Raw genomic sequence first — 25,638 nt, 5'->3', positions numbered from 1 at the left:
CCTATGGCGTGCTGATAACCACTGATACCCGGCGGTTTTCAGCGCGCCCTTGCGCGGTACTGTTGCTCGCAATCGGGTATTTTTTGCCTAATCCCCGGGTGGTGAGATTCTCGCGCGGGATATTCGCTCCCTTCGCCCATGCGTCGGCAACGGCATTGGCACGTTTTAACGACAGCGCTTCGTTGTAACTTTCTTCGCCGTAATTATCCGTATGACCATCCATTCGAGCGTGATTCAGGCCGGTTTTCGCCAGACGAGAGGCCATGGATTGGATCTGTGTTTCACTTTCGGAACGGAGTCTGGCGTCATTTTTATCAAACAGAATGGTATCCGATAATCCCAGGGACCAGTCGCCGTTCAGTTCGTTAAAACCGTAGGACTTCATCGCTGCAATTTGTTCTGGCGTGAATTTACCTTCAGGCGGCGACTGACAGCCTGCCAGAACCAGTGAGGCCAGGACTAACGGCGCGAAGTATCGTTTTAACATAGTATATCCTTTCTAACTTATTGTTTTTGTACGCTGGTTTTTGACCTGGTACATATTGCGGTCGGCTTTTTCCAGTAATGCTTCAACGGACGCATTTTCCCACGCCAGAGCAAAGCCAATGCTGAGTGACATCGATGCTTTTTGTCCGTTATGCAGATCAAACGGACGGATAAACTGCTGCGATAACGCAGCACAAATGTGTTGAACTTCAAGCTCAGAATGAACGCCGTACAGCACCATGGCAAATTCGTCACCGCCAAGGCGATAGGACTGATGGCGCTTATCGCCAAATTCCACCATCCTGCTGGCGACTTCAATCAGCACGCAGTCGCCTGCCGCGTGTCCCCAGGTGTCATTGATAAACTTAAAATTATCACCATCAAGGAAGAGCAGGGCCGAATTTATTCTCGCCGAAGGGTCGTTCATCAGTGCCGCAATGCTGTTACGAAACGCTGCGCGGTTAGCAAGGCCGGTGAGCGGATCGTGCATGGCGGTACGCAATAGTTGGGCATTTTTCGCCTGAAGCTTAAGCTGCCACTCCTCCATCTCATCCAGGAGGCTGTTGAAGTCTTCACCAAACTGGTGAAATTCTTCGATACGCCCATCTTTCACCCGTCGGGAGAAATTACGGTTTGTGCGGACGTCATGCACCACATCGGTGATGTTTTGCAGGGCCGTGACCATGCCGTGATGCAGAGAGTGGGTAATGGCGATCGCGACGACGGTGGCAAAAAGAATACAGCCGGTAAGAACGGCAAACGACATCCAGATGAAGTGGCTAATCAGGCTGTCACGCGCGGTAAGGCGAATTTCGCCGATCATCGAACCGTTATGCATGATTGGCTGTGCAATCGGTACAGGGAAAAGCCAGCGGCTGACCAGCGCCCCCAGCGTGTCGTTATTATCCTTCGGATTCCAGGACCAGTATGCAAAACGCTTTTTGTGTACGTTAATGACTTCTGCTACGGCAAACTGCCCCTGCTTACCCAGGGCTGCGAGGGTTTCGTTGGCGGCCAACGAATCGTTGAAAACCAGAGAGGCTTCAAGACTGTGGCTCATGGTGGCGCCGGTTAATTCGAGATTCTTTTGCGCGTATTGTTTTAACGTCACGACGGAAGCAAAACAGAGTAACAGCCATATAAGCGTCATCGTGATGATGACGCTTATCATGCTGTTTCGCCTCAGCGTTCTTTTAAACGTTGGACGTGGCGTCGAGGTGAAATCTTTATCCATGCTGCTTATTCCGTGCAAGCATTAATACATCGGGATTGACCCTGACACCACTGCGCGTCAATGCATCCAGATTGACGGAAAACCGCACCTGGCCACGTTCGATTATCAGGCAAAAAGCACTGCCAATAACACATTCCGGATTTTGCTCTGAGATTAATAGCAATGCTCTGCCCTGATATTGACTTATTAATTCAAGTTGTTTTGCCGGTGGTTCAGACCCGAAATAAACAGCATCGCACGTCGCGTCCAGGGCTTCCCGATCGTTACGGACAATAACGGGAGTGTAGGGTAACTCGGTATGCCCTTCATTGCCGCTGAGTGCGTGCGTGTAGTGAGAGGTGGCATAAATGCAAAGCCTGGGCTGTCCGGAAAGTGACGGCCATCGCGTATAGCTCACAATCCCCGAGACAATCGAACGTACCGATTTATCCGTCTCCGTGAGCGCGCCTGCCGTCGCCGGGCCCACCATAAGAAACAGCATTAACACCAGAGTGAGTCGGAACAAAGAGATCAAGTATGAATTTCTCACCAGAATCCGCCGTACCGCTCCGGAAATAGATGTCCTTAAGAGATGCGGGCAGAATACCATTGTTTGTCTGAGCCGTCATTATGTCAGAAATAGCCTTCGGCTGACCTAAGCTAAATCCTACAGTGGTTTATTTTCCAGGGGATAAACACAGACTTAATTAAGTCTGCTGGAACGCATACTTTCGTCCATTCCTTTTTGCCATGACGCACGGAGTTTCACAGCATTTTCAACGCTATCACAACTGGCTGGATAAGATTTGCCCGCTAATCCCCAGGCATGAATAAAACCTTCTTCGCACACTTTCTTCTGACCATCAGCGTAGCCGCGGAGATATTCGCTACGATCAACATGAGAGTCATTAAAACTATCGGCCAGGGTCTGGTTATCTTTAACCGGCAGGCCATTCATGGCGTCTTCTTTTCCGGCACTGAACCAGTCCGGACTCGTCCAGTGGGGCTGAAAAGTGTAAGGATTAATCTGGCAGCCCGATAAAAACAGCAACAACAGCACCAGAGCAATTGAGCGCATAGCGATTCTCCTTTTTTCTTCAGCATAGCCTGGCGGAAGAAAAGCGGAGTGTAATTTAAAGTTTACGTATTTAACGGCTGTTTTTTGCTAATAATTAGCTTATGTAAAGTAATATTTACGGATTTTGGATTGAAATCTTTACTTGTTGTGGTATCGTTGCTTCACCTCATCGAGGATAACAACTATCGCAAACGAGCATTACAGGATCGCCATCATGCAAAAAGACGCGCTGAACAACGTACATATCACTGACGAACAGGTTTTAATTACCCCGGATCAACTGAAAGCAGCATTCCCGCTGAGTGCCGCGCAGGAGGCTCAAATTGAGCACTCTCGCCAGACCATTTCTGACATTATCGCTGGTCGCGATCCGCGCCTGCTGGTGGTCTGTGGTCCTTGCTCTATTCACGATCCTGAAACCGCCATTGAGTACGCTCATCGATTTAAAGCATTAGCGGAGGAGGTCAGCGATAGCCTCTATCTGGTGATGCGCGTCTATTTTGAGAAGCCACGCACGACTGTTGGCTGGAAAGGGTTGATTAACGATCCGCACATGGATGGCTCGTTTGATGTGGAAGCAGGGCTGAAGATTGCGCGTCGCCTGCTGGTGGAGCTGGTTAGCATGGGGCTGCCGCTGGCAACCGAAGCGCTTGATCCGAACAGCCCGCAATACCTGGGCGATCTGTTCAGCTGGTCTGCGATTGGTGCGCGGACGACGGAATCGCAAACCCACCGCGAGATGGCGTCTGGTCTGTCGATGCCGGTTGGTTTTAAAAACGGTACCGATGGCAGTCTGGCGACGGCGATCAACGCTATGCGCGCCGCCGCAATGCCGCACCGTTTTGTGGGTATCAACCAGGCGGGCCAGGTGTGCCTCCTGCAAACTCAGGGTAACCCGGACGGTCATGTGATCCTGCGCGGCGGTAAAGCGCCAAACTACAGCCCGGCAGATGTGGCGCAGTGTGAAAAAGAGATGGAGCAGGCGGGACTGCGCCCGGCACTGATGGTAGATTGCAGTCATGGTAATTCGAATAAAGATTATCGTCGCCAGCCCGCGGTTGCCGAATCCGTGGTCGCACAGATCAAAGACGGCAACCGTTCGATTATCGGTCTGATGATTGAGAGCAACATTCATGAAGGTAATCAGTCATCTGAACAACCGCGCAGTGCGATGAAGCACGGCGTCTCCGTGACGGATGCCTGCATCAGCTGGGAAACCACCGATGCGCTGCTGCGTGAGATCCATAAAGATTTAAATGGCCAGCTGGCGACGCGTCTGGCTTAAGAGGTTAGCTATGGTTGCTGAATTGACCGCATTACGCGATCAAATTGATGAAGTGGACAAGGCGCTGCTGGATCTGCTGGCGCGCCGTATGGCACTGGTTGCTGAAGTCGGTGAAGTAAAAAGTAAATACGGCCTGCCGATTTACGTTCCGGAGCGCGAAGCCTCAATGCTGGCTTCCCGTCGCAAAGAGGCCCAGTCGCTGGGTGTTTCGCCGGATTTGATTGAAGATGTGCTGCGTCGCGTAATGCGCGAATCCTATTCCAGCGAAAACGACAAAGGCTTCAAAACCCTCTGTCCGTCCCTGCGTCCGGTGGTGATTGTCGGCGGCGGCGGGCAGATGGGGCGTCTGTTTGAAAAAATGCTGACGCTTTCTGGCTACCAGGTGCGCATTCTGGAGAAAGAGGACTGGGCCCAGGCGCCAGAACTGATGAAAGACGCGGGAATGGTTATCGTCAGCGTGCCGATCCACGTGACGGAGCAGATCATCGGAAAACTTCCGCCTTTACCGCAGGATTGCATCCTGGTGGACCTCGCTTCTGTCAAAAATGGTCCGCTGCAGGCAATGCTGGCCGCGCATACGGGTCCGGTACTGGGTCTGCACCCGATGTTTGGCCCGGACAGCGGCAGCCTGGCGAAGCAAGTGGTGGTTTACTGCGACGGGCGTCAACCGGAAGCCTATCAGTGGTTCCTCGAACAGATTCAGGTATGGGGCGCACGACTGCACCGCATCAGCGCGGTTGAGCACGATCAGAACATGGCGTTTATTCAGGCACTGCGCCACTTTGCGACCTTTGCCTACGGTCTGCATCTGGCGGAAGAGAACGTGCAGCTTGAACAGCTGCTGGCGCTCTCATCACCGATCTATCGTCTGGAACTGGCGATGGTTGGACGTCTGTTTGCGCAGGATCCCCAGCTTTACGCCGACATTATTATGTCGTCCGAAAATAATCTGGCACTGATCAAACGTTACTATCAGCGCTTTGGCGAAGCCATTACGCTGCTGGAGCATGGCGACAAGCAGGCGTTTATCGACAGTTTCCGTAAAGTGGAGCATTGGTTCGGTGATTACGCCACGCGTTTCCAGAGCGAGAGCCGCACGCTGTTGCGCCAGGCAAATGACAGTCGCCAGTAATCCGATGATGTATATACTGAAAGCCAGCATTGCTGGCTTTTTTCATTTTGGGGAACTGTCATGGCTGAACCGCAGCTGCTGTTGAATTACACCGGGCACCTGCCTGAGTGTCCGACATGGAGCGCTGAAGAGCATGCGCTCTACTGGGCCGATATCCTGGAAGGCGAAATCCACCGATATCATCTGCCAACGGCAGAACACACCGTGCTCTCTTTCCATGAGGAAGTGGGCTGTTTTGCGTTGCGTGAACGCGGCGGGTTTATCGTGGCCATGCGCAATGGCATCTGGCTTGCCGATAAGCATGGCCTCCTGCAGCGTAAGGTGTGCGATAACCCCTCTAACCCACAGCTGGCGCGTTTTAATGACGGGGGAACCGACAGTATGGGGCGTTTCTATGCGGGGACGTTCTGGGGGCCGGGGGATTACAACGGCGCGTTGCTGATGCGTATCGACAACGATCTGACACCGAAAGTAATCCAGTGTGATATTCACGGGCATAACGGCTTAGCGTTTAGTCCGGATAAGCGGTGGATGTATACCTCCGATACGCCCAATGGGGTGATCTATCGCACTCCGGTTGATGAGCAGGGTGAACCCGGCAGACGTGAGATCTTTCGTCAATTTAAAGAGGGCGAAGGGATACCGGACGGCGCGGCAGTCGATGTGGAAGGCTGCTACTGGAGCGCACTGTTTGACGGCTGGCGTATCGCACGTTTTTCACCGCAAGGGGAGCAACTGGAAGAGTATCGCTTGCCTGTACGTTGCCCGACGATGGTCTGCTTTGGCGGCGATGATATGAAAACGCTGTTCATTACGACCACGCGGGAAAATATGGATGCAGAAGAGGTGGCTGAGTATCCGCTCTCCGGCGCCATCTTCACCCTGCCCGTAAATGTGGCAGGGATGAAGAAAAGTCGCTTTATCGAACGTTAGCTTGGATCGACAGGCACGACGTTTTCGCTCGGATAGCAGCCCAGCACTTTCATGGAACGGGTTATCTCACCCAGTTCACGCAGGGCCTTCTGCATGGAGGCAGACTCCAGGTTGGCCTGGATATCGAGATAAAACATCTCTTCCCACGGGTTACCGTGAATCGGACGCGATTCCAGTTTGGTCATGATCAGGTTGTGGTTGCGCAGCACCAGCAGGGCTTCAACCAGTGCACCCGCCTGTTGTCCGGTCGCCATCAGCAGCGTGGTTTTCGCTGGTACCTGGTCTGACACATTGATGGACTTGCGCGCCAGCACCACGAAACGGGTAATGTTTTGCGTCTGGTTTGCCAGGTTGCGCTCCAGCACCTGTAAGCCATACAACGCGCCACCCGCCTCGCTACCGAGTGCAGCGACGGCTGGCGAGTTAGCCTGCGCCACTTTTTCCATTGCCGCGGAGGTGCTTTCGGTGTACTCGATTTTCCAGTTCGGATAGCGGTTCAGGAACTGGCTGCACTGCTGGAACGGCTGGGGATGACTGTAGACGGTTTCTATCTTGCTCAGATCGGTTGAGCCGGAGACCAGCACGCAGTGATCGATAGGGATCGTCAGCTCGCCAACCAGCGACAGGCTGGTGTGCTGCAGCAAATCGTAAACGTCGTTGATGGCACCCGAGCTGGTGTTTTCAATGGGCACGACGGCGTAATCCGCCTGGCCGGTCTCGACCTGGTTAAAGATATCGGCAAATTTTGCGCAGCCGCTCTCAATAAATTCTTCGAAATGGCGAGCGGCATACTGACGTGCGGCCAGGTGAGAGTAAGAGCCTTTCGGGCCGAGGAAGGCGATACGCGCAGAATGCGGGTTAGTTTTGTTCAGATGCTGCTGGAGCAGCGCTTGCTGAGTGAGAACGGAGTCTTCAATGATGAGCTGGAACAACCGGGTGATGTAATGGGCATCGAGGTGGTGCGCTTTGCCGAGCTGGATCAGACGTTCCAGCAGATCGCGTTCGCGGTCAATATCACGTACCGGACGATGGGAGTCCAGTTTGGCTTTCCCTACTTCAACGGCGAGCATGCGACGTTCGGCCAGCAGTGCCAGTAATTTCTCATCCAGCGCGCTGATTTTTACGCGCAGGTCCAGTAACGGGTTTTCCGGTGTCATAGTGTCGCCTGTCTCATTTTATCGTTATCAATAAAAAAGGCCCCCCGGTGTGGGAGGCCTTGTTGTTCGTCTTCGCATTCTTTATCACACGACGAAACGCCTCCCGGTCAGGGGAAGGTAAAAAAGAATGCGAAGAAGAACGGCGTAAGTTTCATAACATCATCCTGTGATTGATACCGTTAAAGTACCTGTACTGTTTTCACCCTGTCAATAAAAAACGCGCCCGAAGGCGCGTTGGCGGTACACTCAATTTAAAGGATTACTCTTCTTCAACTTCTTCCGCGAAGCTGGCGTCTTTCACCGAGGATGCGGCGCGACGGGCTTCACCTTTGTGTTGCACTTTATTGAGCTGCCGTTCCAGCTTGTTGATCAAATCGTTAATAGCCGTGTACATATCTTCATGTTTTGCGCTGGCGACCAGATGGCCGTTTGGAGTATTGATAGTTGCGTCAGCGATGAAACCCTTTGGCTCCTTAGACAGAATGATATGCGGGTTAATCAGGTGAGTTTGCCATTTATCCAGTTTGGCGAGACGGTCTGCGACGTGCTGGCGAATTGCCGGAGTAATTTCCATTTGTTTACTGGTAATGTTCATTGTCATAAATTTTACCTCTTGTCTTTCCGTCTTGGTGATTCCAGCATACCCGACCTAATGTCAAAATGTGTGATTTAGATCACGTTATTTTGTCGGTTTTTGTCAGGGAATCTTTTTTGTGAGGCAGGGCAGGAAGAGGTGAGATTTACCTTGTGGAAGGCAAAAATTGCGGTCATAGTTGACGGGATGAGTTGAGATAAAGCGCTTCAGCGAATATCAGAAATGGATACAAAAACGGCAGCCTTCGGGCTGCCGTTTTGCATTGAAGCACTATCAGGTGTTGCTGCTATTCGCGGCGATAATTTTCGCCACTTTTTCAGCCTGAGTGGTCATCTGCATCTGACGGTAAGCATTTTCCATCAGCTTCAGGCCGTCACGCGTTGCCTGAGTATCCGGGTAATCACGCAGCATACCTTCTACGCGGTTAACCACGGCAACCCATGCGCCACGGCGGGTATAGTATTCCGCAACGGAGTATTCATACTTCGCCAGGCGATCTTTCAGGAACACCAGACGTTTGGTCGCGTCGGTCACGTACTGACTGTTTGGATAGCCGCGCACCAGTTTGGAGAAGTCATTGAAGGCATCACGCGCATGCTGGGGATCACGATCGGAACGATCCACGCCGAAGAAGCCCTGCAGAGCACTGTCATCCAGCGCCATGTTGGTCAGACCGCGCATGTACATGACGTAATCGATGTTAGGATGAGTCGGATTCAGACGCATGAAACGATCGATAGTTGCCTGAGCCAGCGGCAGGTCGGCATTTTTGTAGTAGGCGTAGATAAGATCTAACTGTACCTGCTGCGAATACGGACCAAATGGATAGCGATTATCCAACGCTTCCAGTTGCGTTATCGCCTGTTTCCAGTTACCGTCCTGCAACTTTTGTTGTGCAGTCGCATAGATTTCATTCGGCGGATTGTCAGGGACCTGTTCATTCGAACCGGAGCAGCCCACCAAAGCCAGGCTCAACGTGGCCGCTGCCACCAGATATTTCATGCGCGTCATGACGTTTTGACTTTCCTCAAATGTTTGTCCGGGAGAAACTCTGTTCCTGCTCCCGATTAAGACCAGCTACAATAGCACACTATATTAAACGGCAAAGCCGTAAAACCCAACGTTAAACAAAGAAGCAGTTTATGGCACAACGAGTAGAACTCACCGCAACAGTCTCCGAAAATCAGCTCGGTCAACGCTTAGATCAGGCATTGGCCGAATTGTTCCCTGATTATTCGCGTTCACGCATAAAAGAATGGATCCTTGACCAGCGCGTGCTGGTAAACGGCAAGATCTGGGACAAACCAAAAGAGAAAGTGTTTGGTGGGGAAGCTGTTGCCATCAATGCTGAAATCGAAGAGGAAATCCGCTTCGAGCCGCAGGATATCCCACTGGACATCGTCTATGAAGATGATGACATTCTGGTAATCAACAAGCCGCGCGACCTGGTTGTTCATCCGGGGGCGGGGAACCCTGACGGTACGGTACTTAATGCGCTTCTCCATTACTATCCACCGATTGCTGATGTCCCGCGCGCGGGTATCGTTCACCGTCTGGATAAAGACACCACCGGTCTGATGGTCGTGGCAAAGACCGTTCCTGCTCAGACCCGTCTGGTGGAATCACTGCAGCTGCGTGAAATTACCCGTGAATACGAAGCGGTAGCCATTGGCCACATGACCGCTGGCGGCACGGTAGAAGAACCGATTAGCCGTCACCCAACTAAACGCACTCATATGTCGGTGCACCCGATGGGTAAACCAGCGGTGACGCACTATCGCATTATGGAGCACTTCCGTATTCATACGCGCCTGCGCCTGCGCCTGGAAACCGGTCGTACGCACCAGATCCGTGTTCATATGGCCCACATTACCCATCCGCTGGTGGGGGATCAGGTATACGGCGGTCGTCCGCGTCCGCCAAAAGGCGCATCGGATGAGTTCATCAGCGTACTGCGCAAGTTCGATCGTCAGGCGCTTCACGCGACCATGCTGCGTCTCTATCATCCCATCACCGGTATTCAGATGGAGTGGCATGCGCCTCTCCCACAGGATATGGTGGAACTGATTGACGCCATGCGTGCTGATTTCGAAGAACATAAGGACCATGTGGACTGGTTATGACCAAACTGATTGTCCCGGAGTGGCCACTACCTGAAGGCGTGGCCGCCTGCAGCTCAACCCGTACTGGCGGAGTCAGCCAGGGCGCGTGGGAGTCGTTGAATCTCGGCGCACACTGTGGCGATAACCTGGAGCACGTAGAAGAGAACCGCAGGCGTCTGTTTGCAGCGGGGAATCTGCCCTCGAAACCGGTCTGGCTGGAACAGGTTCATGGTAAAGCGGTGCTGAAGCTGACGGAGAACCTTACGCTTCTAAACGCGCAGACGCCTCTTACAGCAATACTCCGGGCACGGTTTGTGCCGTTATGACCGCCGATTGTCTGCCGGTTTTGTTCTGTAACCGGGCTGGTACTGAAGTGGCTGCCGCGCATGCAGGCTGGCGTGGATTGTGTGAGGGCGTGCTGGAAGAGACCGTCGCCTGCTTTAACGATGATTCCGCCAATATCATGGCCTGGCTGGGTCCGGCGATTGGCCCTCGTGCTTTTGAAGTGGGGCCGGAAGTTCGCGAAGCATTCATGGAAAAAGATCCGCAAGCCGCTGAGGCTTTTCAGCCTTCCGGTGAAAAATATCTGGCAGATATTTACCAGCTTGCCCGTCAGCGCCTGAATAGCGTCGGTGTCACGCAGATCTTCGGCGGAGATCGCTGTACTTTCACCGAAAAGGGTGATTTTTTCTCTTATCGCCGCGACAAGACTACGGGTCGTATGGCAAGTTTTATTTGGCTGATATAACCTAAAGAATCAAGACGATCCGGAACGTGCCGTTTTCTTTTCACATAATTCAGATCATTAACCTTGAATAATTGAGGGATGACCTCATTTAATCTCCAGTAGCAAATTTGACCTGTTTATGGGAGGAGTTATGCGTCTGGATCGTCTTACTAATAAATTCCAGCTTGCTCTTGCCGATGCCCAGTCGCTCGCGCTGGGGCACGACAACCAATTCATCGAACCTCTTCATTTAATGAGCGCCTTGCTGAATCAGGAAGGGGGATCGGTACGTCCTTTATTAACGTCTGCTGGCATTAATGCTGGCCAGTTACGCACCGCTATCGATCAGGCACTGAGCCGTTTACCGCAGGTAGAAGGTACCGGCGGTGATGTTCAGCCGTCTCAGGATCTGGTGCGCGTGCTGAACCTTTGCGACAAGCTGGCGCAAAAACGTGGGGACAACTTTATTTCGTCAGAGCTGTTTGTTCTGGCGGCGCTTGAATCACGCGGTACCTTAACCGACCTGCTGAAATCTGCCGGTGCAACCACCGCCAATGTGACTCAGGCGATTGAGAAAATGCGCGGAGGTGAAAGCGTGAACGATCAGGGAGCCGAAGACCAACGTCAGGCTTTGAAGAAATTTACGGTCGATCTGACCGAACGTGCTGAGCAGGGCAAACTTGACCCGGTCATCGGCCGTGACGAAGAGATCCGCCGTACGATTCAGGTATTGCAGCGTCGTACCAAGAACAACCCGGTTCTGATTGGTGAGCCCGGTGTGGGTAAAACCGCCATTGTTGAAGGGCTGGCGCAGCGTATCGTAAACGGTGAAGTGCCGGAAGGGCTGAAAGGTCGCCGCGTGCTGGCACTGGATATGGGGGCGCTGGTGGCCGGGGCGAAATACCGCGGTGAGTTTGAAGAGCGTCTGAAAGGTGTGCTTAACGACCTGGCTAAACAGGAAGGCAACGTCATTCTGTTTATTGACGAACTGCACACCATGGTGGGGGCCGGTAAGGCCGACGGCGCGATGGATGCCGGGAACATGCTGAAACCAGCCCTGGCACGTGGTGAACTGCATTGCGTTGGCGCCACGACGCTGGATGAGTACCGCCAGTACATTGAGAAAGATGCTGCTCTGGAACGTCGTTTCCAGAAAGTGTTTGTTGCCGAGCCAAGCGTTGAAGATACCATCGCGATTTTGCGTGGTCTGAAAGAACGTTATGAGCTGCATCACCATGTGCAAATCACCGACCCGGCGATTGTGGCGGCTGCGACGCTTTCGCACCGTTATATTGCTGACCGTCAGTTGCCGGATAAAGCGATCGACCTGATTGATGAAGCGGCGTCGAGCATTCGTATGCAGATTGACTCGAAACCGGAAGAACTGGACAGGCTCGACCGTCGTATCATTCAGCTCAAGCTGGAACAGCAGGCGCTGAAAAAAGAGTCTGATGAAGCCAGTAAGAAACGCCTCGATATGCTCAACGAAGAACTGGACGACAAAGAGCGTCAGTATTCTGAGCTGGAAGAAGAGTGGAAAGCCGAGAAAGCTTCACTGTCTGGCACGCAGACCATTAAAGCGGAACTTGAGCAGGCGAAAATCGCCATCGAACAGGCTCGCCGTGTGGGCGATCTGGCGCGAATGTCCGAGTTGCAGTACGGCAAAATCCCGGAGCTGGAAAAACAGCTTGAGATCGCCACGCAGTCGGAAGGCAAAACCATGCGTCTGTTACGTAATAAAGTGACGGATGCAGAAATTGCAGAAGTGCTGGCTCGCTGGACCGGTATTCCGGTGGCGCGCATGATGGAAAGCGAACGCGATAAACTGCTGCGTATGGAGCAGGATCTGCATCAGCGCGTGATCGGTCAGGACGAGGCGGTTGAAGCCGTCTCCAATGCCATCCGCCGTAGCCGTGCGGGGCTGTCCGATCCTAATCGCCCGATTGGTTCGTTCCTGTTCCTGGGGCCGACCGGTGTCGGTAAGACCGAGCTGTGCAAAGCGCTGGCTAACTTTATGTTCGATAGCGACGATGCGATGGTGCGCATCGACATGTCCGAGTTTATGGAAAAACACTCCGTCTCGCGTCTGGTCGGGGCGCCTCCAGGATATGTCGGTTATGAAGAAGGTGGCTATCTGACAGAAGCGGTGCGTCGCCGTCCTTATTCCGTCATTTTGCTGGATGAGGTGGAAAAAGCGCACCCGGATGTGTTCAACATTCTGCTTCAGGTGCTGGATGATGGCCGTCTGACTGACGGGCAGGGGAGAACGGTCGACTTCCGTAATACGGTCGTCATTATGACATCGAACCTGGGTTCTGATTTGATTCAGGAACGTTTCGGTGAGCTGGACTACGGCCATATGAAGGATCTGGTGATGGGGGTTGTCAGCCATAGCTTCCGTCCAGAGTTCATCAACCGTATTGATGAAGTGGTGGTGTTCCATCCTCTGGGTGAGAAACACATTGCGTCGATTGCGCAGATCCAGCTGCAGCGTCTGTACAAACGTCTGGAAGAGCGTGGATATGAAATTCACATCTCTGACGATGCGCTGAAACTGCTGAGCGAGAACGGTTATGATCCAGTGTATGGTGCGCGTCCGTTGAAACGTGCTATCCAGCAGCAGATCGAAAACCCGCTGGCGCAGCAGATCCTGTCCGGGGAGCTGATTCCGGGCAAAGTTATCCGTCTGGAAGCCAACGACGATCGCATTGTGGCAGTGCAGTAAGTCACAAAACGCAAAAACGAGCCGCTTGCGGCTCGTTTTTGTTTAAAAACCAGGCGAGAATTGAGGTCTGGGAAGCGTTTTGCCTGGAAAATGAGCAGTCAGTAAATAATTTTCACTTTATCCTTGCAGGTTCGGAATTACTCCCTATAATGCGCCTCCACTGACACGGAACAACGGCACATACGCCGCCGGGTCAGCAGAGAAAAGCAAAATAAACGCTTGACTCTGAAAGAGGAAAGCGTAATATACGCCACCTCGCAACGGTGAGCGAAAGCCGCGTTGCACTGCTCTTTAACAATTTATCAGACAATCTGTGTGGGCACTCAAAGTGACATGGATTCTTAACGTCGCAAGACGAAAAATGAATACCAAGTCTCTGAGTGAACATACGTAATTCATTACGAAGTTTAATTCACGAGCATCAAACTTAAATTGAAGAGTTTGATCATGGCTCAGATTGAACGCTGGCGGCAGGCCTAACACATGCAAGTCGAACGGTAGCACAGAGAGCTTGCTCTCGGGTGACGAGTGGCGGACGGGTGAGTAATGTCTGGGAAACTGCCTGATGGAGGGGGATAACTACTGGAAACGGTAGCTAATACCGCATAACGTCGCAAGACCAAAGAGGGGGACCTTCGGGCCTCTTGCCATCAGATGTGCCCAGATGGGATTAGCTAGTAGGTGGGGTAACGGCTCACCTAGGCGACGATCCCTAGCTGGTCTGAGAGGATGACCAGCCACACTGGAACTGAGACACGGTCCAGACTCCTACGGGAGGCAGCAGTGGGGAATATTGCACAATGGGCGCAAGCCTGATGCAGCCATGCCGCGTGTATGAAGAAGGCCTTCGGGTTGTAAAGTACTTTCAGCGGGGAGGAAGGTGTTGTGGTTAATAACCGCAGCAATTGACGTTACCCGCAGAAGAAGCACCGGCTAACTCCGTGCCAGCAGCCGCGGTAATACGGAGGGTGCAAGCGTTAATCGGAATTACTGGGCGTAAAGCGCACGCAGGCGGTCTGTCAAGTCGGATGTGAAATCCCCGGGCTCAACCTGGGAACTGCATTCGAAACTGGCAGGCTAGAGTCTTGTAGAGGGGGGTAGAATTCCAGGTGTAGCGGTGAAATGCGTAGAGATCTGGAGGAATACCGGTGGCGAAGGCGGCCCCCTGGACAAAGACTGACGCTCAGGTGCGAAAGCGTGGGGAGCAAACAGGATTAGATACCCTGGTAGTCCACGCCGTAAACGATGTCGACTTGGAGGTTGTGCCCTTGAGGCGTGGCTTCCGGAGCTAACGCGTTAAGTCGACCGCCTGGGGAGTACGGCCGCAAGGTTAAAACTCAAATGAATTGACGGGGGCCCGCACAAGCGGTGGAGCATGTGGTTTAATTCGATGCAACGCGAAGAACCTTACCTACTCTTGACATCCAGAGAACTTAGCAGAGATGCTTTGGTGCCTTCGGGAACTCTGAGACAGGTGCTGCATGGCTGTCGTCAGCTCGTGTTGTGAAATGTTGGGTTAAGTCCCGCAACGAGCGCAACCCTTATCCTTTGTTGCCAGCGGTTAGGCCGGGAACTCAAAGGAGACTGCCAGTGATAAACTGGAGGAAGGTGGGGATGACGTCAAGTCATCATGGCCCTTACGAGTAGGGCTACACACGTGCTACAATGGCGCATACAAAGAGAAGCGACCTCGCGAGAGCAAGCGGACCTCATAAAGTGCGTCGTAGTCCGGATTGGAGTCTGCAACTCGACTCCATGAAGTCGGAATCGCTAGTAATCGTAGATCAGAATGCTACGGTGAATACGTTCCCGGGCCTTGTACACACCGCCCGTCACACCATGGGAGTGGGTTGCAAAAGAAGTAGGTAGCTTAACCTTCGGGAGGGCGCTTACCACTTTGTGATTCATGACTGGGGTGAAGTCGTAACAAGGTAACCGTAGGGGAACCTGCGGTTGGATCACCTCCTTACCTTAAAGAACCTGCCTTTGTAGTGCTCACACAGATTGTCTGATGAAAAGTAAATAGCAAGGCGTCTTGCGATTGAGACTTCAGTGTCCCCTTCGTCTAGAGGCCCAGGACACCGCCCTTTCACGGCGGTAACAGGGGTTCGAATCCCCTAGGGGACGCCACTTGCTGGTTCGTGAGTGAAAGTCACCTGCCGTCATATCTCAAAACTGACTTGCGAGTCATGTTTGAGATATTTGCTCTTTAAAAATCTGGATCAAGCTGAAAATTGAAACGACACACATGTTATGTGTGTTCGAGTCTCTCAAATTTTCGCAAACCGATGATGAATCGAAAGAAACATCTTCGGGTTGTGAGGTTAAGCGACTAAGCGTACACGGTGGATGCCCTGGCAGTCAGAGGCGATGAAGGACGTGCTAATCTGCGAAAAGCGCCGGCGAGGTGATATGAACCTTTGACCCGGCGATGTCCGAATGGGGAAACCCAGTGTGATTCGTCACACTATCGTTAACTGAATACATAGGTTAACGAGGCGAACCGGGGGAACTGAAACATCTAAGTACCCCGAGGAAAAGAAATCAACCGAGATTCCCCCAGTAGCGGCGAGCGAACGGGGAGCAGCCCGGAGTCTGAATCAGCTTGTGTGTTAGTGGAACGGTCTGGAAAGTCCGACGGTACAGGGTGATAGTCCCGTACACGAAAATGCACAGGTTGTGAACTCGAAGAGTAGGGCGGGACACGTGGTATCCTGTCTGAATATGGGGGGACCATCCTCCAAGGCTAAATACTCCTGACTGACCGATAGTGAACCAGTACCGTGAGGGAAAGGCGAAAAGAACCCCGGCGAGGGGAGTGAAAAAGAACCTGAAACCGTGTACGTACAAGCAGTGGGAGCCTACTTGTTAGGTGACTGCGTACCTTTTGTATAATGGGTCAGCGACTTATATTCTGTAGCAAGGTTAACCGTATAGGGGAGCCGAAGGGAAACCGAGTCTTAACTGGGCGTTAAGTTGCAGGGTATAGACCCGAAACCCGGTGATCTAGCCATGGGCAGGTTGAAGGTTGGGTAACACTAACTGGAGGACCGAACCGACTAATGTTGAAAAATTAGCGGATGACCTGTGGCTGGGGGTGAAAGGCCAATCAAACCGGGAGATAGCTGGTTCTCCCCGAAAGCTATTTAGGTAGCGCCTCGTGAACTCATCTTCGGGGGTAGAGCACTGTTTCGGCTAGGGGGCCATCCCGGCTTACCAACCCGATGCAAACTACGAATACCGAAGAATGTTATCACGGGAGACACACGGCGGGTGCTAACGTCCGTCGTGAAGAGGGAAACAACCCAGACCGCCAGCTAAGGTCCCAAAGTCATGGTTAAGTGGGAAACGATGTGGGAAGGCACAGACAGCCAGGATGTTGGCTTAGAAGCAGCCATCATTTAAAGAAAGCGTAATAGCTCACTGGTCGAGTCGGCCTGCGCGGAAGATGTAACGGGGCTAAACCATGCACCGAAGCTGCGGCAGCGACGCTTATGCGTTGTTGGGTAGGGGAGCGTTCTGTAAGCCGTTGAAGGTGGCCTGTGAGGGTTGCTGGAGGTATCAGAAGTGCGAATGCTGACATAAGTAACGATAAAGCGGGTGAAAAGCCCGCTCGCCGGAAGACCAAGGGTTCCTGTCCAACGTTAATCGGGGCAGGGTGAGTCGACCCCTAAGGCGAGGCCGAAAGGCGTAGTCGATGGGAAACAGGTTAATATTCCTGTACTTGGTGTTACTGCGAAGGGGGGACGGAGAAGGCTATGTTAGCCGGGCGACGGTTGTCCCGGTTTAAGCATGTAGGCGGAGGTTCCAGGTAAATCCGGTACCTTATTAACGCTGAGGTGTGATGACGAGGCACTACGGTGCTGAAGTAACAAATGCCCTGCTTCCAGGAAAAGCCTCTAAGCATCAGGTAACACGAAATCGTACCCCAAACCGACACAGGTGGTCAGGTAGAGAATACCAAGGCGCTTGAGAGAACTCGGGTGAAGGAACTAGGCAAAATGGTGCCGTAACTTCGGGAGAAGGCACGCTGATATGTAGGTGAAGCCCCTGCGGGTGGAGCTGAAATCAGTCGAAGATACCAGCTGGCTGCAACTGTTTATTAAAAACACAGCACTGTGCAAACACGAAAGTGGACGTATACGGTGTGACGCCTGCCCGGTGCCGGAAGGTTAATTGATGGGGTTAGCGGTAACGCGAAGCTCTTGATCGAAGCCCCGGTAAACGGCGGCCGTAACTATAACGGTCCTAAGGTAGCGAAATTCCTTGTCGGGTAAGTTCCGACCTGCACGAATGGCGTAATGATGGCCAGGCTGTCTCCACCCGAGACTCAGTGAAATTGAACTCGCTGTGAAGATGCAGTGTACCCGCGGCAAGACGGAAAGACCCCGTGAACCTTTACTATAGCTTGACACTGAACACTGGTCCTTGATGTGTAGGATAGGTGGGAGGCTTTGAAGCGTGGACGCCAGTCTGCGTGGAGCCGACCTTGAAATACCACCCTTTAATGGCTGGTGTTCTAACGTAGACCCGTAATCCGGGTTGCGGACAGTGTCTGGTGGGTAGTTTGACTGGGGCGGTCTCCTCCCAAAGAGTAACGGAGGAGCACGAAGGTTAGCTAATCCTGGTCGGACATCAGGAGGTTAGTGCAATGGCATAAGCTAGCTTGACTGCGAGAGTGACGGCTCGAGCAGGTGCGAAAGCAGGTCATAGTGATCCGGTGGTTCTGAATGGAAGGGCCATCGCTCAACGGATAAAAGGTACTCCGGGGATAACAGGCTGATACCGCCCAAGAGTTCATATCGACGGCGGTGTTTGGCACCTCGATGTCGGCTCATCACATCCTGGGGCTGAAGTAGGTCCCAAGGGTATGGCTGTTCGCCATTTAAAGTGGTACGCGAGCTGGGTTTAGAACGTCGTGAGACAGTTCGGTCCCTATCTGCCGTGGGCGCTGGAGAATTGAGGGGGGCTGCTCCTAGTACGAGAGGACCGGAGTGGACGCATCACTGGTGTTCGGGTTGTCATGCCAATGGCACTGCCCGGTAGCTAAATGCGGAAGAGATAAGTGCTGAAAGCATCTAAGCACGAAACTTGCCCCGAGATGAGTTCTCCCTGAGACTTTAAGTCTCCTGAAGGAACGTTGAAGACGACGACGTTGATAGGTCGGGTGTGTAAGCGCAGCGATGCGTTGAGCTAACCGATACTAATGAACCGTGAGGCTTAACCTTACAACGCCGAAGCTGTTTTGGCGGTGAGAGACGATTTTCAGCTGATACAGATTACAGAATTTGCCTGGCGGCTTTAGCGCGGTGGTCCCACCTGACCCCATGCCGAACTCAGAAGTGAAACGCCGTAGCGCCGATGGTAGTGTGGGGTCTCCCCATGTGAGAGTAGGGAACTGCCAGGCATCAATCAAGAAGAACCCCGTACCGTAAGGTGCGGGGTTTTTTGCTTTGGGTTTTTTTCCCCTGGCCTTTCTCTTAATCTCTTACCCTGCTAATGGAATGTGTGATCCCTGTCTCAATGTTATTTATAACAAAATTATAACATTTCATTTACGAGGTAATTGAGTCTCCTGGCTCAATACACCGCTGTTTATGGCAGGAGCATAATCACAATGACAGAAAGTATTACATCAAACGGGACGCTGGCTAACAGTGATACCCGAAGAAGGGTATGGGCAATCGTCAGCGCCTCTTCCGGGAATCTGGTTGAATGGTTTGACTTCTACGTCTACTCATTCTGTTCACTCTACTTCGCACATATCTTCTTCCCGTCCGGCAACACCACAACACAGCTACTACAAACGGCAGGGGTATTTGCCGCCGGATTCTTAATGCGACCCATTGGGGGCTGGCTGTTTGGGCGTATTGCGGATCGTCGCGGGCGCAAGGCCTCCATGCTGATCTCGGTTTGTATGATGTGCTTTGGATCTCTGGTGATCGCCTGCTTACCAGGGTATGAATCGATCGGGACATGGGCGCCTGCGCTGCTTTTGCTGGCTCGCTTATTCCAGGGACTATCGGTGGGCGGTGAATACGGTACCAGTGCGACCTACATGAGTGAAGTTGCCCTGGAAGGCCGCAAAGGTTTTTACGCCTCATTCCAGTACGTCACACTCATTGGTGGTCAATTGCTGGCGATTCTTGTGGTGGTGATCCTGCAGCAGATCCTGACAGACGAACAACTTCACACATGGGGATGGCGAATTCCTTTCGCACTGGGCGCAGCACTGGCGATTGTCGCACTTTGGTTACGCCGTCAGTTAGATGAAACCTCGCAGAAAGAGGTCAGGACGCTAAAGGAGGCGGGAACATTCAAAGGATTATGGCGAAACCGCAAAGCTTTCCTGATGGTGCTGGGCTTCACTGCGGGCGGCTCTCTCAGTTTTTACACTTTCACCACCTATATGCAAAAGTATCTGGTGAACACCACCGGAATGCACGCAAACGTCGCCAGCGTTGTTATGACAGTGGCACTTTTTGTCTTTATGCTCATACAACCGATTATCGGTGCGCTTTCCGATAAGATTGGTCGCCGTACGTCAATGCTGATCTTTGGTGGGCTGTCAGCGCTGTGTACTGTCCCTATTTTGACAGCCCTTCAGCATGTCTCCTCGCCATATGCCGCATTTGCACTGGTGATGCTGGCGATGGTGATTGTCAGTTTCTACACCTCGATCAGCGGAATACTGAAAGCCGAAATGTTCCCGGCACAGGTACGAGCGCTAGGGGTAGGGCTCTCTTATGCGGTAGCCAATGCGCTGTTTGGCGGATCGGCGGAGTATGTAGCGTTGTCTCTTAAATCATGGGGAAGTGAAACGACATTCTTCTGGTACGTGACGGTAATGGGGGCGCTGGCCTTTATTGTCTCCCTGATGCTGCATCGCAAAGGGAAGGGCATTCGTCTTTAATAATGCGCCATCTGCCAGACGGCATAGCCGGTGGTTGCACCGGCGACGTCCCAGGCGAAATCTTTCCAGCTCCAGCCGCTCCCCGCGGGGCGGCTATCCCACAGTTCTTTTGATGCTCCAAGGCTTACTGAGAACATCAATCCTATCGCTGCGCTCCGGTCCCGGCTGTATCCCTGATGCTGTGCATATTCGTTACCGGCTGCAGACAGCATTGCGGAGGCGAGGAAGTGCTGAGCCTTATCCTGTCCGGACCAGCTATCGTTGGCCATATGGCTGCAGCCACTCAGAAAGAGGACGCTCAGTAGCAGAGAAGTACGCATCAACGGGCTCCATAAAAAAGCCCTGCGGGTGACAGGGCTCTGACATTACAGAATACGGCTGATAAGTCGGTCGATACGGATACGACGTAAACGGCGGATCAACTTACGGACTTTCACCGGATAATCGGCAATGCTCTGTAGTTCGCGGTAATGGTTAACCACCGTAGTATGCGTGCGAATCAACTCCAGCTCACGTTCACGCTGGGCGGCTAACTCATGCTGCGGGTCATGGATGAGAATGGCGTTTTCCAGATCCAGTCTCCAGGCGCGTGGGTTAAGGTTGTTACCGGTCAGCAGCATCCACTCATCGTCGACCCACATTCCTTTCAGGTGGTAACTGTTGTCTTCATCTTTCCACAGACGCACAACCAACTGGTCAGTGTTGACGTAGTACTGTAAACGGCTCAGGAAACGACGCAGGTTAATCTCATAAAGATAAGGCAGCGCACCGATGATTTTGAACGGCTGGTCTTCAGGGATGAAAAAGTCGTTTGCTGTTTTATCGCCGACGATAATTTCCACTTTTTTACCGTCGCGCAGTAGCTGAATGATATTTCGCACCAGCACGGCAGGAAGGTTGAAGTATGGCGTACAGATGGTGAGTTTCTGCTCTGCGCATGGCATCAAATGGAAGATCGTTTTGTTCAGCAGGCTTGATTTGCCGAGCCCTACCAGCGGGGTAACAGATAACTCTTCGTTGTTCGCATCGCCCTGAAAATGGTAGACCGCATCGCGCAACTCCTGGCGGAAAGCGCGAACATCATTTTTGATCTCCGGGCTTTTAGGACGCTCAGGATCGTCAAGGCGATTAACCCCACGACCGTGTACCAGGTTTTTATCAACCCAGTTGAACATGATATCGGCCATCTGTGGATTACGAATCAGGTGGTAGCGGTCGTAGCGATATTTATCGAGCTGATGAAGGTAGACATCATTCAGGCTTGCGCCGCTGTACAGGACGCTGTCATCAATGATGAACCCTTTAAAATGAAGGACACCGAGTGCTTCACGGGTATTAACGGGTACGCCATAAACAGGGACATCGACGCCAGGATTTTCCTGCGCCGTGCGGCAATACCAGTCTGCATTAGTATTGGAAGCGGCTGCGCCGATACGGCCACGCTGAGCGCGATGCCAGTCAACCAGTACGCGAACATCCAGTTCCGGACGCTGACGTTTAGCTTCATAGAGTGCGTTGAGGATCGCACGACCGCCTTCATCTTGTTCAAGATACAGGGCCACAATGCAAATGCGTCGCGTGGCGCTGGCAATCTTTTCCAGAAGCGTTTCCCGAAAATGAGCGGGAGCATAAAAGAACTCTACATCATCAACTGACTGAGAAATCTTCGGTAGTTGAGCAAGGTGTTGTTGATGTTTATTACGCTTAAATTTTGACAACATCACAGTGCGTTTCTTCTCTGTTCATTGAAGGGTTGTCTGTACCATGCAAACAACATAAGCGGACAATGATACCACCAGTCCCGTCCAAAGTGGGTAACATTTCCAGTAGGTTACTCGTGTTTGTCTGCTGATGTCAGGACGAGGGACAAGGCAACAATACCTTCCTCCAGCTGAATATCAACGTCAAATCCGAGTTTTCGCGCCAGGGTCACCATACCGCGATTGTTTGGCATAGTAATGCCATTCAGGCGCAACAATCCGTGATCTCGCGTATAACTGATGAGTTTTTCCAGCAGTCGTCTACCCAGCCCCAGGCCTTTAAGATCGGAGCGCACCAGCACGGCAAACTCCGCATCGACATTATCCGGGTCAGAAATGGCTCGCGTGACGCCGAGGATCTCATCATCATGACCTGCACGACGCACGGCAACAAACGCCATTTCTCGATCGTAGTCGATCTGGGTCATATTGGCTAAATCATCGTGGGTAAATTCGTTGATTTCGCTAAAATAGCGGTAGTAGAGATCTTCTTTTGTAACCTGAGAGATAAAGGCCCGCAGCTGGGGTTCATCTTCCGGCAGAATTGGGCGGAACAGGACGCGTTCCCCGTTTTTCATCTCTACCCACTCCTCCAGATGCAGAGGATATGGACGGATTGCCAGGCGGCTCTCTCTGTCCCCTTCGAAGGGCGCGATATCCAGCGTCACGTCCAGCGCCGTAAACTCATTGCCGGAAGCGAGTAGCGGATGGATATCCAGCCGCTGGATCTCGGCACAATCCACGATCAGATTAGAAACCTGCACCAGGAATTGACTTAACCCGGCAATATCGAGCGGACGCAAGGCACTGCGGCCACGGATCTTTTTGCTTTTAATCGCCTGAATGATCAGATAGCGCGCGAGGTTCATGTTCAGCGGCGGTAAAGCAACGACAGCCTGTTCCTCCGGGTGCCACTCTACGCCACCTTCTCCCAGCATAATAAGCGGGCCGAAGACGGGATCGTGCTCTACCACGACTCGTAGTTCCTGAGCGCCTGCGCGGTTAGCCATGCTTTGTACCAGCAGTCCGTGGATCCGGGCCTGCGGCCAGGCCATCTTAACGCGATCAAAAATGGCATCAGCTGCCTGCTGTACCTCCGTTGCCGTACGCAGATACAGCATGACACCCTGAACATCTGATTTATGCGGTATATCGGGAGAGCGCAGCTTAAGAGCGACCGGATAGCCAATCTGCTCCGCAATATGTACTGCCTCGGCGCTGTCGCTGGCGATCCAGGTTGGCAGGGTTTGCATCCCGTAGCTGCCCAGAATGGGCTGCACTTCATGCGTATCAAGCGATGTCGCGCCCTCTTCAATAGCCTGCTGCAAGAGTCGATGAACGTCGACGGTATTCGCCGTCAGGTTACCAGGTAGCGCCGGGGTTTCGCGTAGCTGCTTCTGATTGCGGCGATATTCCACCATATGCATAAATGCGGTGATAGTCCCTTCCGGCGTACGGTAGGTTGGCAGACCGGCTTCGCTGAACAGACGTCGTGCCTCCTGAGATGAAAACTCACCGCACCAGTTTGTCAGCAGAGTGACATATTTGCCGCGCGGATGGTTGCGTACAGCTTCAATTAACGCGCGCGCACTTTCACTGCCCGGCGCGACTGCGCTGGGGGAGTGGATAATCATCAATGCATCGAAGTCCTGACTATCCAGCAAAATTGAGATAGCCCGAATATAGCGATCGCTGCTGGCGTCATCGCGCAAATCAAGCGGATTGCCGGGCATCACGCTTGTCGGAAGCACCTCTCTGAGGCGTCGAAGTGTCTCTTCACCCAGCGTTGCCAGCTTTCCGTTGCGCAGCCACAGTTCATCCAGCGCAAGCGCAGCAGGGGCCGCACCATTGCTGACAATCATTAACTTCTCGCCACGCAGTGGGCGCATGTGGCTGAGTGTCTCAACGGCGGAAAAAAGCTCGTGCGTATCCTGCACCCGCAGTAACCCCGCGCGTTGGATGGCGGCATCCCAGGCGGGATCCATGCCGGAATGAGACTGCAGGAGACGCTGGGCAGCAGGACTGCGACCGCTTTTGATAACCAGGATCGGCTTATTGCGCGAAGCACTTCGTGAAGCCGATACAAAACGACGGGCGTCGCTCAGATGCTCAAGATAAAGGAGTATCGCGCTGGTTTTGCTGTCACGAGCCAGGAAATCCAGAAGCTCATCAACGTCGATATCCAGGCTGTCGCCCAGGGCAATGAAGTAGGAGAAACCCATTTCGCGCTGTTGCGCCCAGTCGAGGATAGTGTTCGATACTGCAGCCGACTGCGAGATAAACGCCAGTTTGCCTTTGCGGATCGGTACCGGGGAGAAACTGGCATTCAACCCCTGCCAGGGGGCGAGCAGGCCCAGGCTATTCGGGCCAAGGATACGCATCTGGTAGCGGCTGGCGTAGGCGAGCAGTTCGGGTTGCTGTTCAGGTGGAGACGAGAGAATAATGCAGGTTTTACACCCTTTCTTGCCAAGTGCTTCCAGCAGTTCCAGATTGCGTTTCGCATTCGTACACAGCACGGCGAGGTCCGGCACAAAAGGCAGGCTCTGCACATCTGGCCATGCCAGCACCCCCTGAACGGCCTTATAAGCCGGCGTGACGGGCATGACGGGGCCATTAAATCCTCCCGCGAGCAGGTTGCGCATCATCAGATAGCCTGCCCGATCCGGTTTCACGGATGCGCCGATAACGGCAATGGATTTAGGACGTAATAGCGCTTCTAACCCTCGCTGGCTCATGCAAGTCTCCCGTGATTGCAAGCGACCTGATGATTTTAAACGCTTTCTGACTCTGTTGCTGTGATGCTGCCCTTATGAATGGTTTTTCCCGCCAGATAGCGTTCCCGGAAACAAGAGAAATGGTTGCCCAGGGCGCCTGCTGCTGCGGTATCCCCGGCTAAATCCAGCAGCGCGATGGCCACCTCGGCGGTGCAATATTGTCCGTCAGCATGCGCTTCACGCAGGCGATAAGCCGAGACGCGGGAAAGATCGACAGAAATGACCGGCAGCGCGTCAAGGTAAGGGCTTTTGCGAAACATTTTCCGCGCTTCGGTCCATGTGCCGTCCAGCATAATAAACAGCGGTGGCTTACCGGATGGTGGCGCCGAAAGCACCTGACGATTGTCGCCTGCGTAAGAGGCCGGGAAAACGACCATCGGCTGATAGTCCGGGTTTGTCACCAGATCGAGCAGGGCCTGTGGCGGCTCGGTGCGGGACCATTGAAACGCGGCAGTATCCGGCAGAATATCGGCAATCAGCCGCCCTGTATTACTGGGTTTCATCGGCTCGGTATCAAACATGACCAGACAAAAACGGCTTTTAGCCGTACTGGGTGCCAGCGTTTCGCACAGGCAAACTTTAAGCGGAAGCAGGCAGCGCTGGCAGCGACGAATGCGATTGCCACGGGCAAGAAAAGGACGAGTGGCGCGCGCAAGGCGTTCGGCGCGTAACAGGAGGACAGCGTTATCGGTCATGGGCGAAGTGAAGGAAAAACGCCATTTTCGCAGAGGCGGGAGCGGGGCACAAGATGTGCCCCG

At 53.0% G+C, this 25,638-nt stretch carries 18 protein-coding genes, 1 tRNA gene, 3 rRNA genes, 1 pseudogene and 1 other annotated feature; of the genes and pseudogenes, 11 read left to right on the top strand and 12 right to left on the bottom strand.

The window, feature by feature from the left end:
• Position 1 precedes the first annotated feature (1 nt).
• The 4 genes from ACMGGM_RS08040 to ACMGGM_RS08025 all read right to left on the bottom strand — a co-directional run bounded on the left by ACMGGM_RS08040 (position 2) and on the right by ACMGGM_RS08025 (position 2,777).
• Positions 2-487: an OmpA family protein gene (locus tag ACMGGM_RS08040; RefSeq protein WP_023331110.1), complete on the bottom strand. Its 486-nt coding sequence runs from the start codon at positions 485-487 to the stop codon at positions 2-4.
• Positions 488-499: 12 nt separating this feature from the next.
• A complete protein-coding gene (gene dgcN / locus ACMGGM_RS08035; RefSeq protein ID WP_014884873.1) occupies positions 500-1,720 on the bottom strand; it encodes a diguanylate cyclase DgcN in 1,221 nt (406 codons plus the stop codon).
• Positions 1,713-2,201 carry a YfiR family protein gene (locus ACMGGM_RS08030; RefSeq protein ID WP_072169712.1) on the bottom strand — a complete coding sequence of 163 codons (489 nt, stop codon included), beginning with the start codon at positions 2,199-2,201 and terminating at the stop codon, positions 1,713-1,715. The genes dgcN and ACMGGM_RS08030 overlap by 8 nt, the downstream gene beginning before the upstream one ends.
• 201 nt (positions 2,202-2,402) lie before the next feature.
• Entirely contained in the window at positions 2,403-2,777 is a 375-nt protein-coding gene (locus ACMGGM_RS08025; protein ID WP_045281752.1) for a DUF2799 domain-containing protein, read from the bottom strand.
• A 214-nt stretch (positions 2,778-2,991) separates the two neighbouring features.
• On the opposite strand from ACMGGM_RS08025, the gene aroF reads away from it, so the two are divergent.
• Genes aroF through ACMGGM_RS08010 form a run of 3 tightly spaced genes read left to right on the top strand, consistent with a single transcriptional unit; the run spans position 2,992 to position 6,127 of the window.
• On the top strand, positions 2,992-4,062 hold the full coding sequence (gene aroF, locus ACMGGM_RS08020) for a 3-deoxy-7-phosphoheptulonate synthase AroF (RefSeq protein ID WP_014884870.1): 1,071 nt from the start codon (positions 2,992-2,994) through the stop codon (positions 4,060-4,062).
• A 10-nt stretch (positions 4,063-4,072) separates the two neighbouring features.
• Positions 4,073-5,194 (top strand): bifunctional chorismate mutase/prephenate dehydrogenase, encoded by a 1,122-nt coding sequence (gene tyrA, locus ACMGGM_RS08015; protein ID WP_023337646.1) that lies wholly within the window; start codon positions 4,073-4,075, stop codon positions 5,192-5,194.
• 60 nt (positions 5,195-5,254) lie between these two features.
• Positions 5,255-6,127, top strand: a complete 873-nt coding sequence (locus tag ACMGGM_RS08010; RefSeq protein WP_023331107.1) for an SMP-30/gluconolactonase/LRE family protein — start codon at positions 5,255-5,257, stop codon at positions 6,125-6,127.
• Here the strand turns inward: ACMGGM_RS08010 and pheA are convergent.
• The 4 genes from pheA to bamD form a co-directional block, all read right to left on the bottom strand.
• Positions 6,124-7,284 carry a bifunctional chorismate mutase/prephenate dehydratase gene (gene pheA, locus ACMGGM_RS08005; RefSeq protein ID WP_023331106.1) on the bottom strand — a complete coding sequence of 387 codons (1,161 nt, stop codon included), beginning with the start codon at positions 7,282-7,284 and terminating at the stop codon, positions 6,124-6,126. The two genes, ACMGGM_RS08010 and pheA, sit on opposite strands and share 4 nt — an antisense overlap.
• A 30-nt stretch (positions 7,285-7,314) precedes the next feature.
• Positions 7,315-7,440: a sequence feature (Phe leader region), on the bottom strand.
• Positions 7,392-7,439: a pheA operon leader peptide PheL gene (gene pheL, locus ACMGGM_RS08000; RefSeq protein WP_100249759.1), complete on the bottom strand. Its 48-nt coding sequence runs from the start codon at positions 7,437-7,439 to the stop codon at positions 7,392-7,394. Its footprint overlaps the feature before it by 48 nt.
• Positions 7,441-7,543: 103 nt before the next feature.
• Entirely contained in the window at positions 7,544-7,885 is a 342-nt protein-coding gene (gene raiA / locus ACMGGM_RS07995; RefSeq protein ID WP_045269716.1) for a ribosome-associated translation inhibitor RaiA, read from the bottom strand.
• A gap of 267 nt (positions 7,886-8,152) precedes the next feature.
• The gene (gene bamD, locus ACMGGM_RS07990; protein WP_014884865.1) at positions 8,153-8,890 is read right to left on the bottom strand and encodes an outer membrane protein assembly factor BamD; all 738 of its coding nucleotides are present in this window, start codon (positions 8,888-8,890) and stop codon (positions 8,153-8,155) included.
• A gap of 131 nt (positions 8,891-9,021) precedes the next feature.
• Between bamD and rluD the strand changes: the two genes are divergently transcribed.
• The 8 genes and pseudogenes from rluD (at position 9,022) to ACMGGM_RS07950 (ending at position 20,346) form a co-directional block, all read left to right on the top strand.
• A complete protein-coding gene (gene rluD, locus ACMGGM_RS07985; protein ID WP_014884864.1) occupies positions 9,022-10,002 on the top strand; it encodes a 23S rRNA pseudouridine(1911/1915/1917) synthase RluD in 981 nt (326 codons plus the stop codon).
• Positions 9,999-10,729, top strand: a pseudogene (yfiH, locus tag ACMGGM_RS07980) (purine nucleoside phosphorylase YfiH). Before rluD ends, yfiH begins: the two are co-directional and overlap by 4 nt.
• 130 nt (positions 10,730-10,859) lie before the next feature.
• Positions 10,860-13,433 carry an ATP-dependent chaperone ClpB gene (clpB, locus tag ACMGGM_RS07975; RefSeq protein ID WP_014884862.1) on the top strand — a complete coding sequence of 858 codons (2,574 nt, stop codon included), beginning with the start codon at positions 10,860-10,862 and terminating at the stop codon, positions 13,431-13,433.
• A gap of 429 nt (positions 13,434-13,862) precedes the next feature.
• Positions 13,863-15,402, top strand: a 16S ribosomal RNA gene (locus ACMGGM_RS07970).
• A gap of 85 nt (positions 15,403-15,487) precedes the next feature.
• Positions 15,488-15,563: transfer RNA gene (locus ACMGGM_RS07965), tRNA-Glu, on the top strand.
• 192 nt (positions 15,564-15,755) lie between these two features.
• A 23S ribosomal RNA gene (locus ACMGGM_RS07960) occupies positions 15,756-18,661 on the top strand.
• Positions 18,662-18,724: 63 nt separating this feature from the next.
• Positions 18,725-18,840, top strand: a 5S ribosomal RNA gene (rrf, locus tag ACMGGM_RS07955).
• The 16S, 23S and 5S rRNA genes sit together here with 1 tRNA gene alongside, the layout of an rRNA operon.
• A gap of 210 nt (positions 18,841-19,050) precedes the next feature.
• Positions 19,051-20,346: an MFS transporter gene (locus ACMGGM_RS07950; RefSeq protein ID WP_023331104.1), complete on the top strand. Its 1,296-nt coding sequence runs from the start codon at positions 19,051-19,053 to the stop codon at positions 20,344-20,346.
• On the opposite strand, the gene ACMGGM_RS07945 is transcribed toward ACMGGM_RS07950, so the two are convergent.
• From ACMGGM_RS07945 to tapT, 4 genes are all read right to left on the bottom strand, one after another.
• Positions 20,343-20,666 carry a YfiM family lipoprotein gene (locus ACMGGM_RS07945; RefSeq protein ID WP_014884860.1) on the bottom strand — a complete coding sequence of 108 codons (324 nt, stop codon included), beginning with the start codon at positions 20,664-20,666 and terminating at the stop codon, positions 20,343-20,345. The genes ACMGGM_RS07950 and ACMGGM_RS07945 overlap by 4 nt on opposite strands.
• Positions 20,667-20,711: 45 nt before the next feature.
• Positions 20,712-22,067: a CDP-diacylglycerol--serine O-phosphatidyltransferase gene (pssA, locus tag ACMGGM_RS07940; RefSeq protein ID WP_023331103.1), complete on the bottom strand. Its 1,356-nt coding sequence runs from the start codon at positions 22,065-22,067 to the stop codon at positions 20,712-20,714.
• A gap of 110 nt (positions 22,068-22,177) precedes the next feature.
• Complete coding sequence (locus ACMGGM_RS07935; protein WP_045135189.1) at positions 22,178-24,841, bottom strand: bifunctional acetate--CoA ligase family protein/GNAT family N-acetyltransferase; 2,664 nt, start codon at positions 24,839-24,841, stop codon at positions 22,178-22,180.
• A gap of 35 nt (positions 24,842-24,876) precedes the next feature.
• Positions 24,877-25,575: a tRNA-uridine aminocarboxypropyltransferase gene (gene tapT / locus ACMGGM_RS07930; protein WP_045135188.1), complete on the bottom strand. Its 699-nt coding sequence runs from the start codon at positions 25,573-25,575 to the stop codon at positions 24,877-24,879.
• Positions 25,576-25,638: the final 63 nt, after the last annotated feature.

It is taken from the genome of Enterobacter sp. BNK-14, from assembly GCF_047456095.1.
Classification (GTDB): Bacteria; Pseudomonadota; Gammaproteobacteria; order Enterobacterales; family Enterobacteriaceae; genus Enterobacter; species Enterobacter kobei.
Note: the sequence above shows the minus strand (reverse complement) of the source record. Positions and strands in the feature narration are given on the sequence as shown.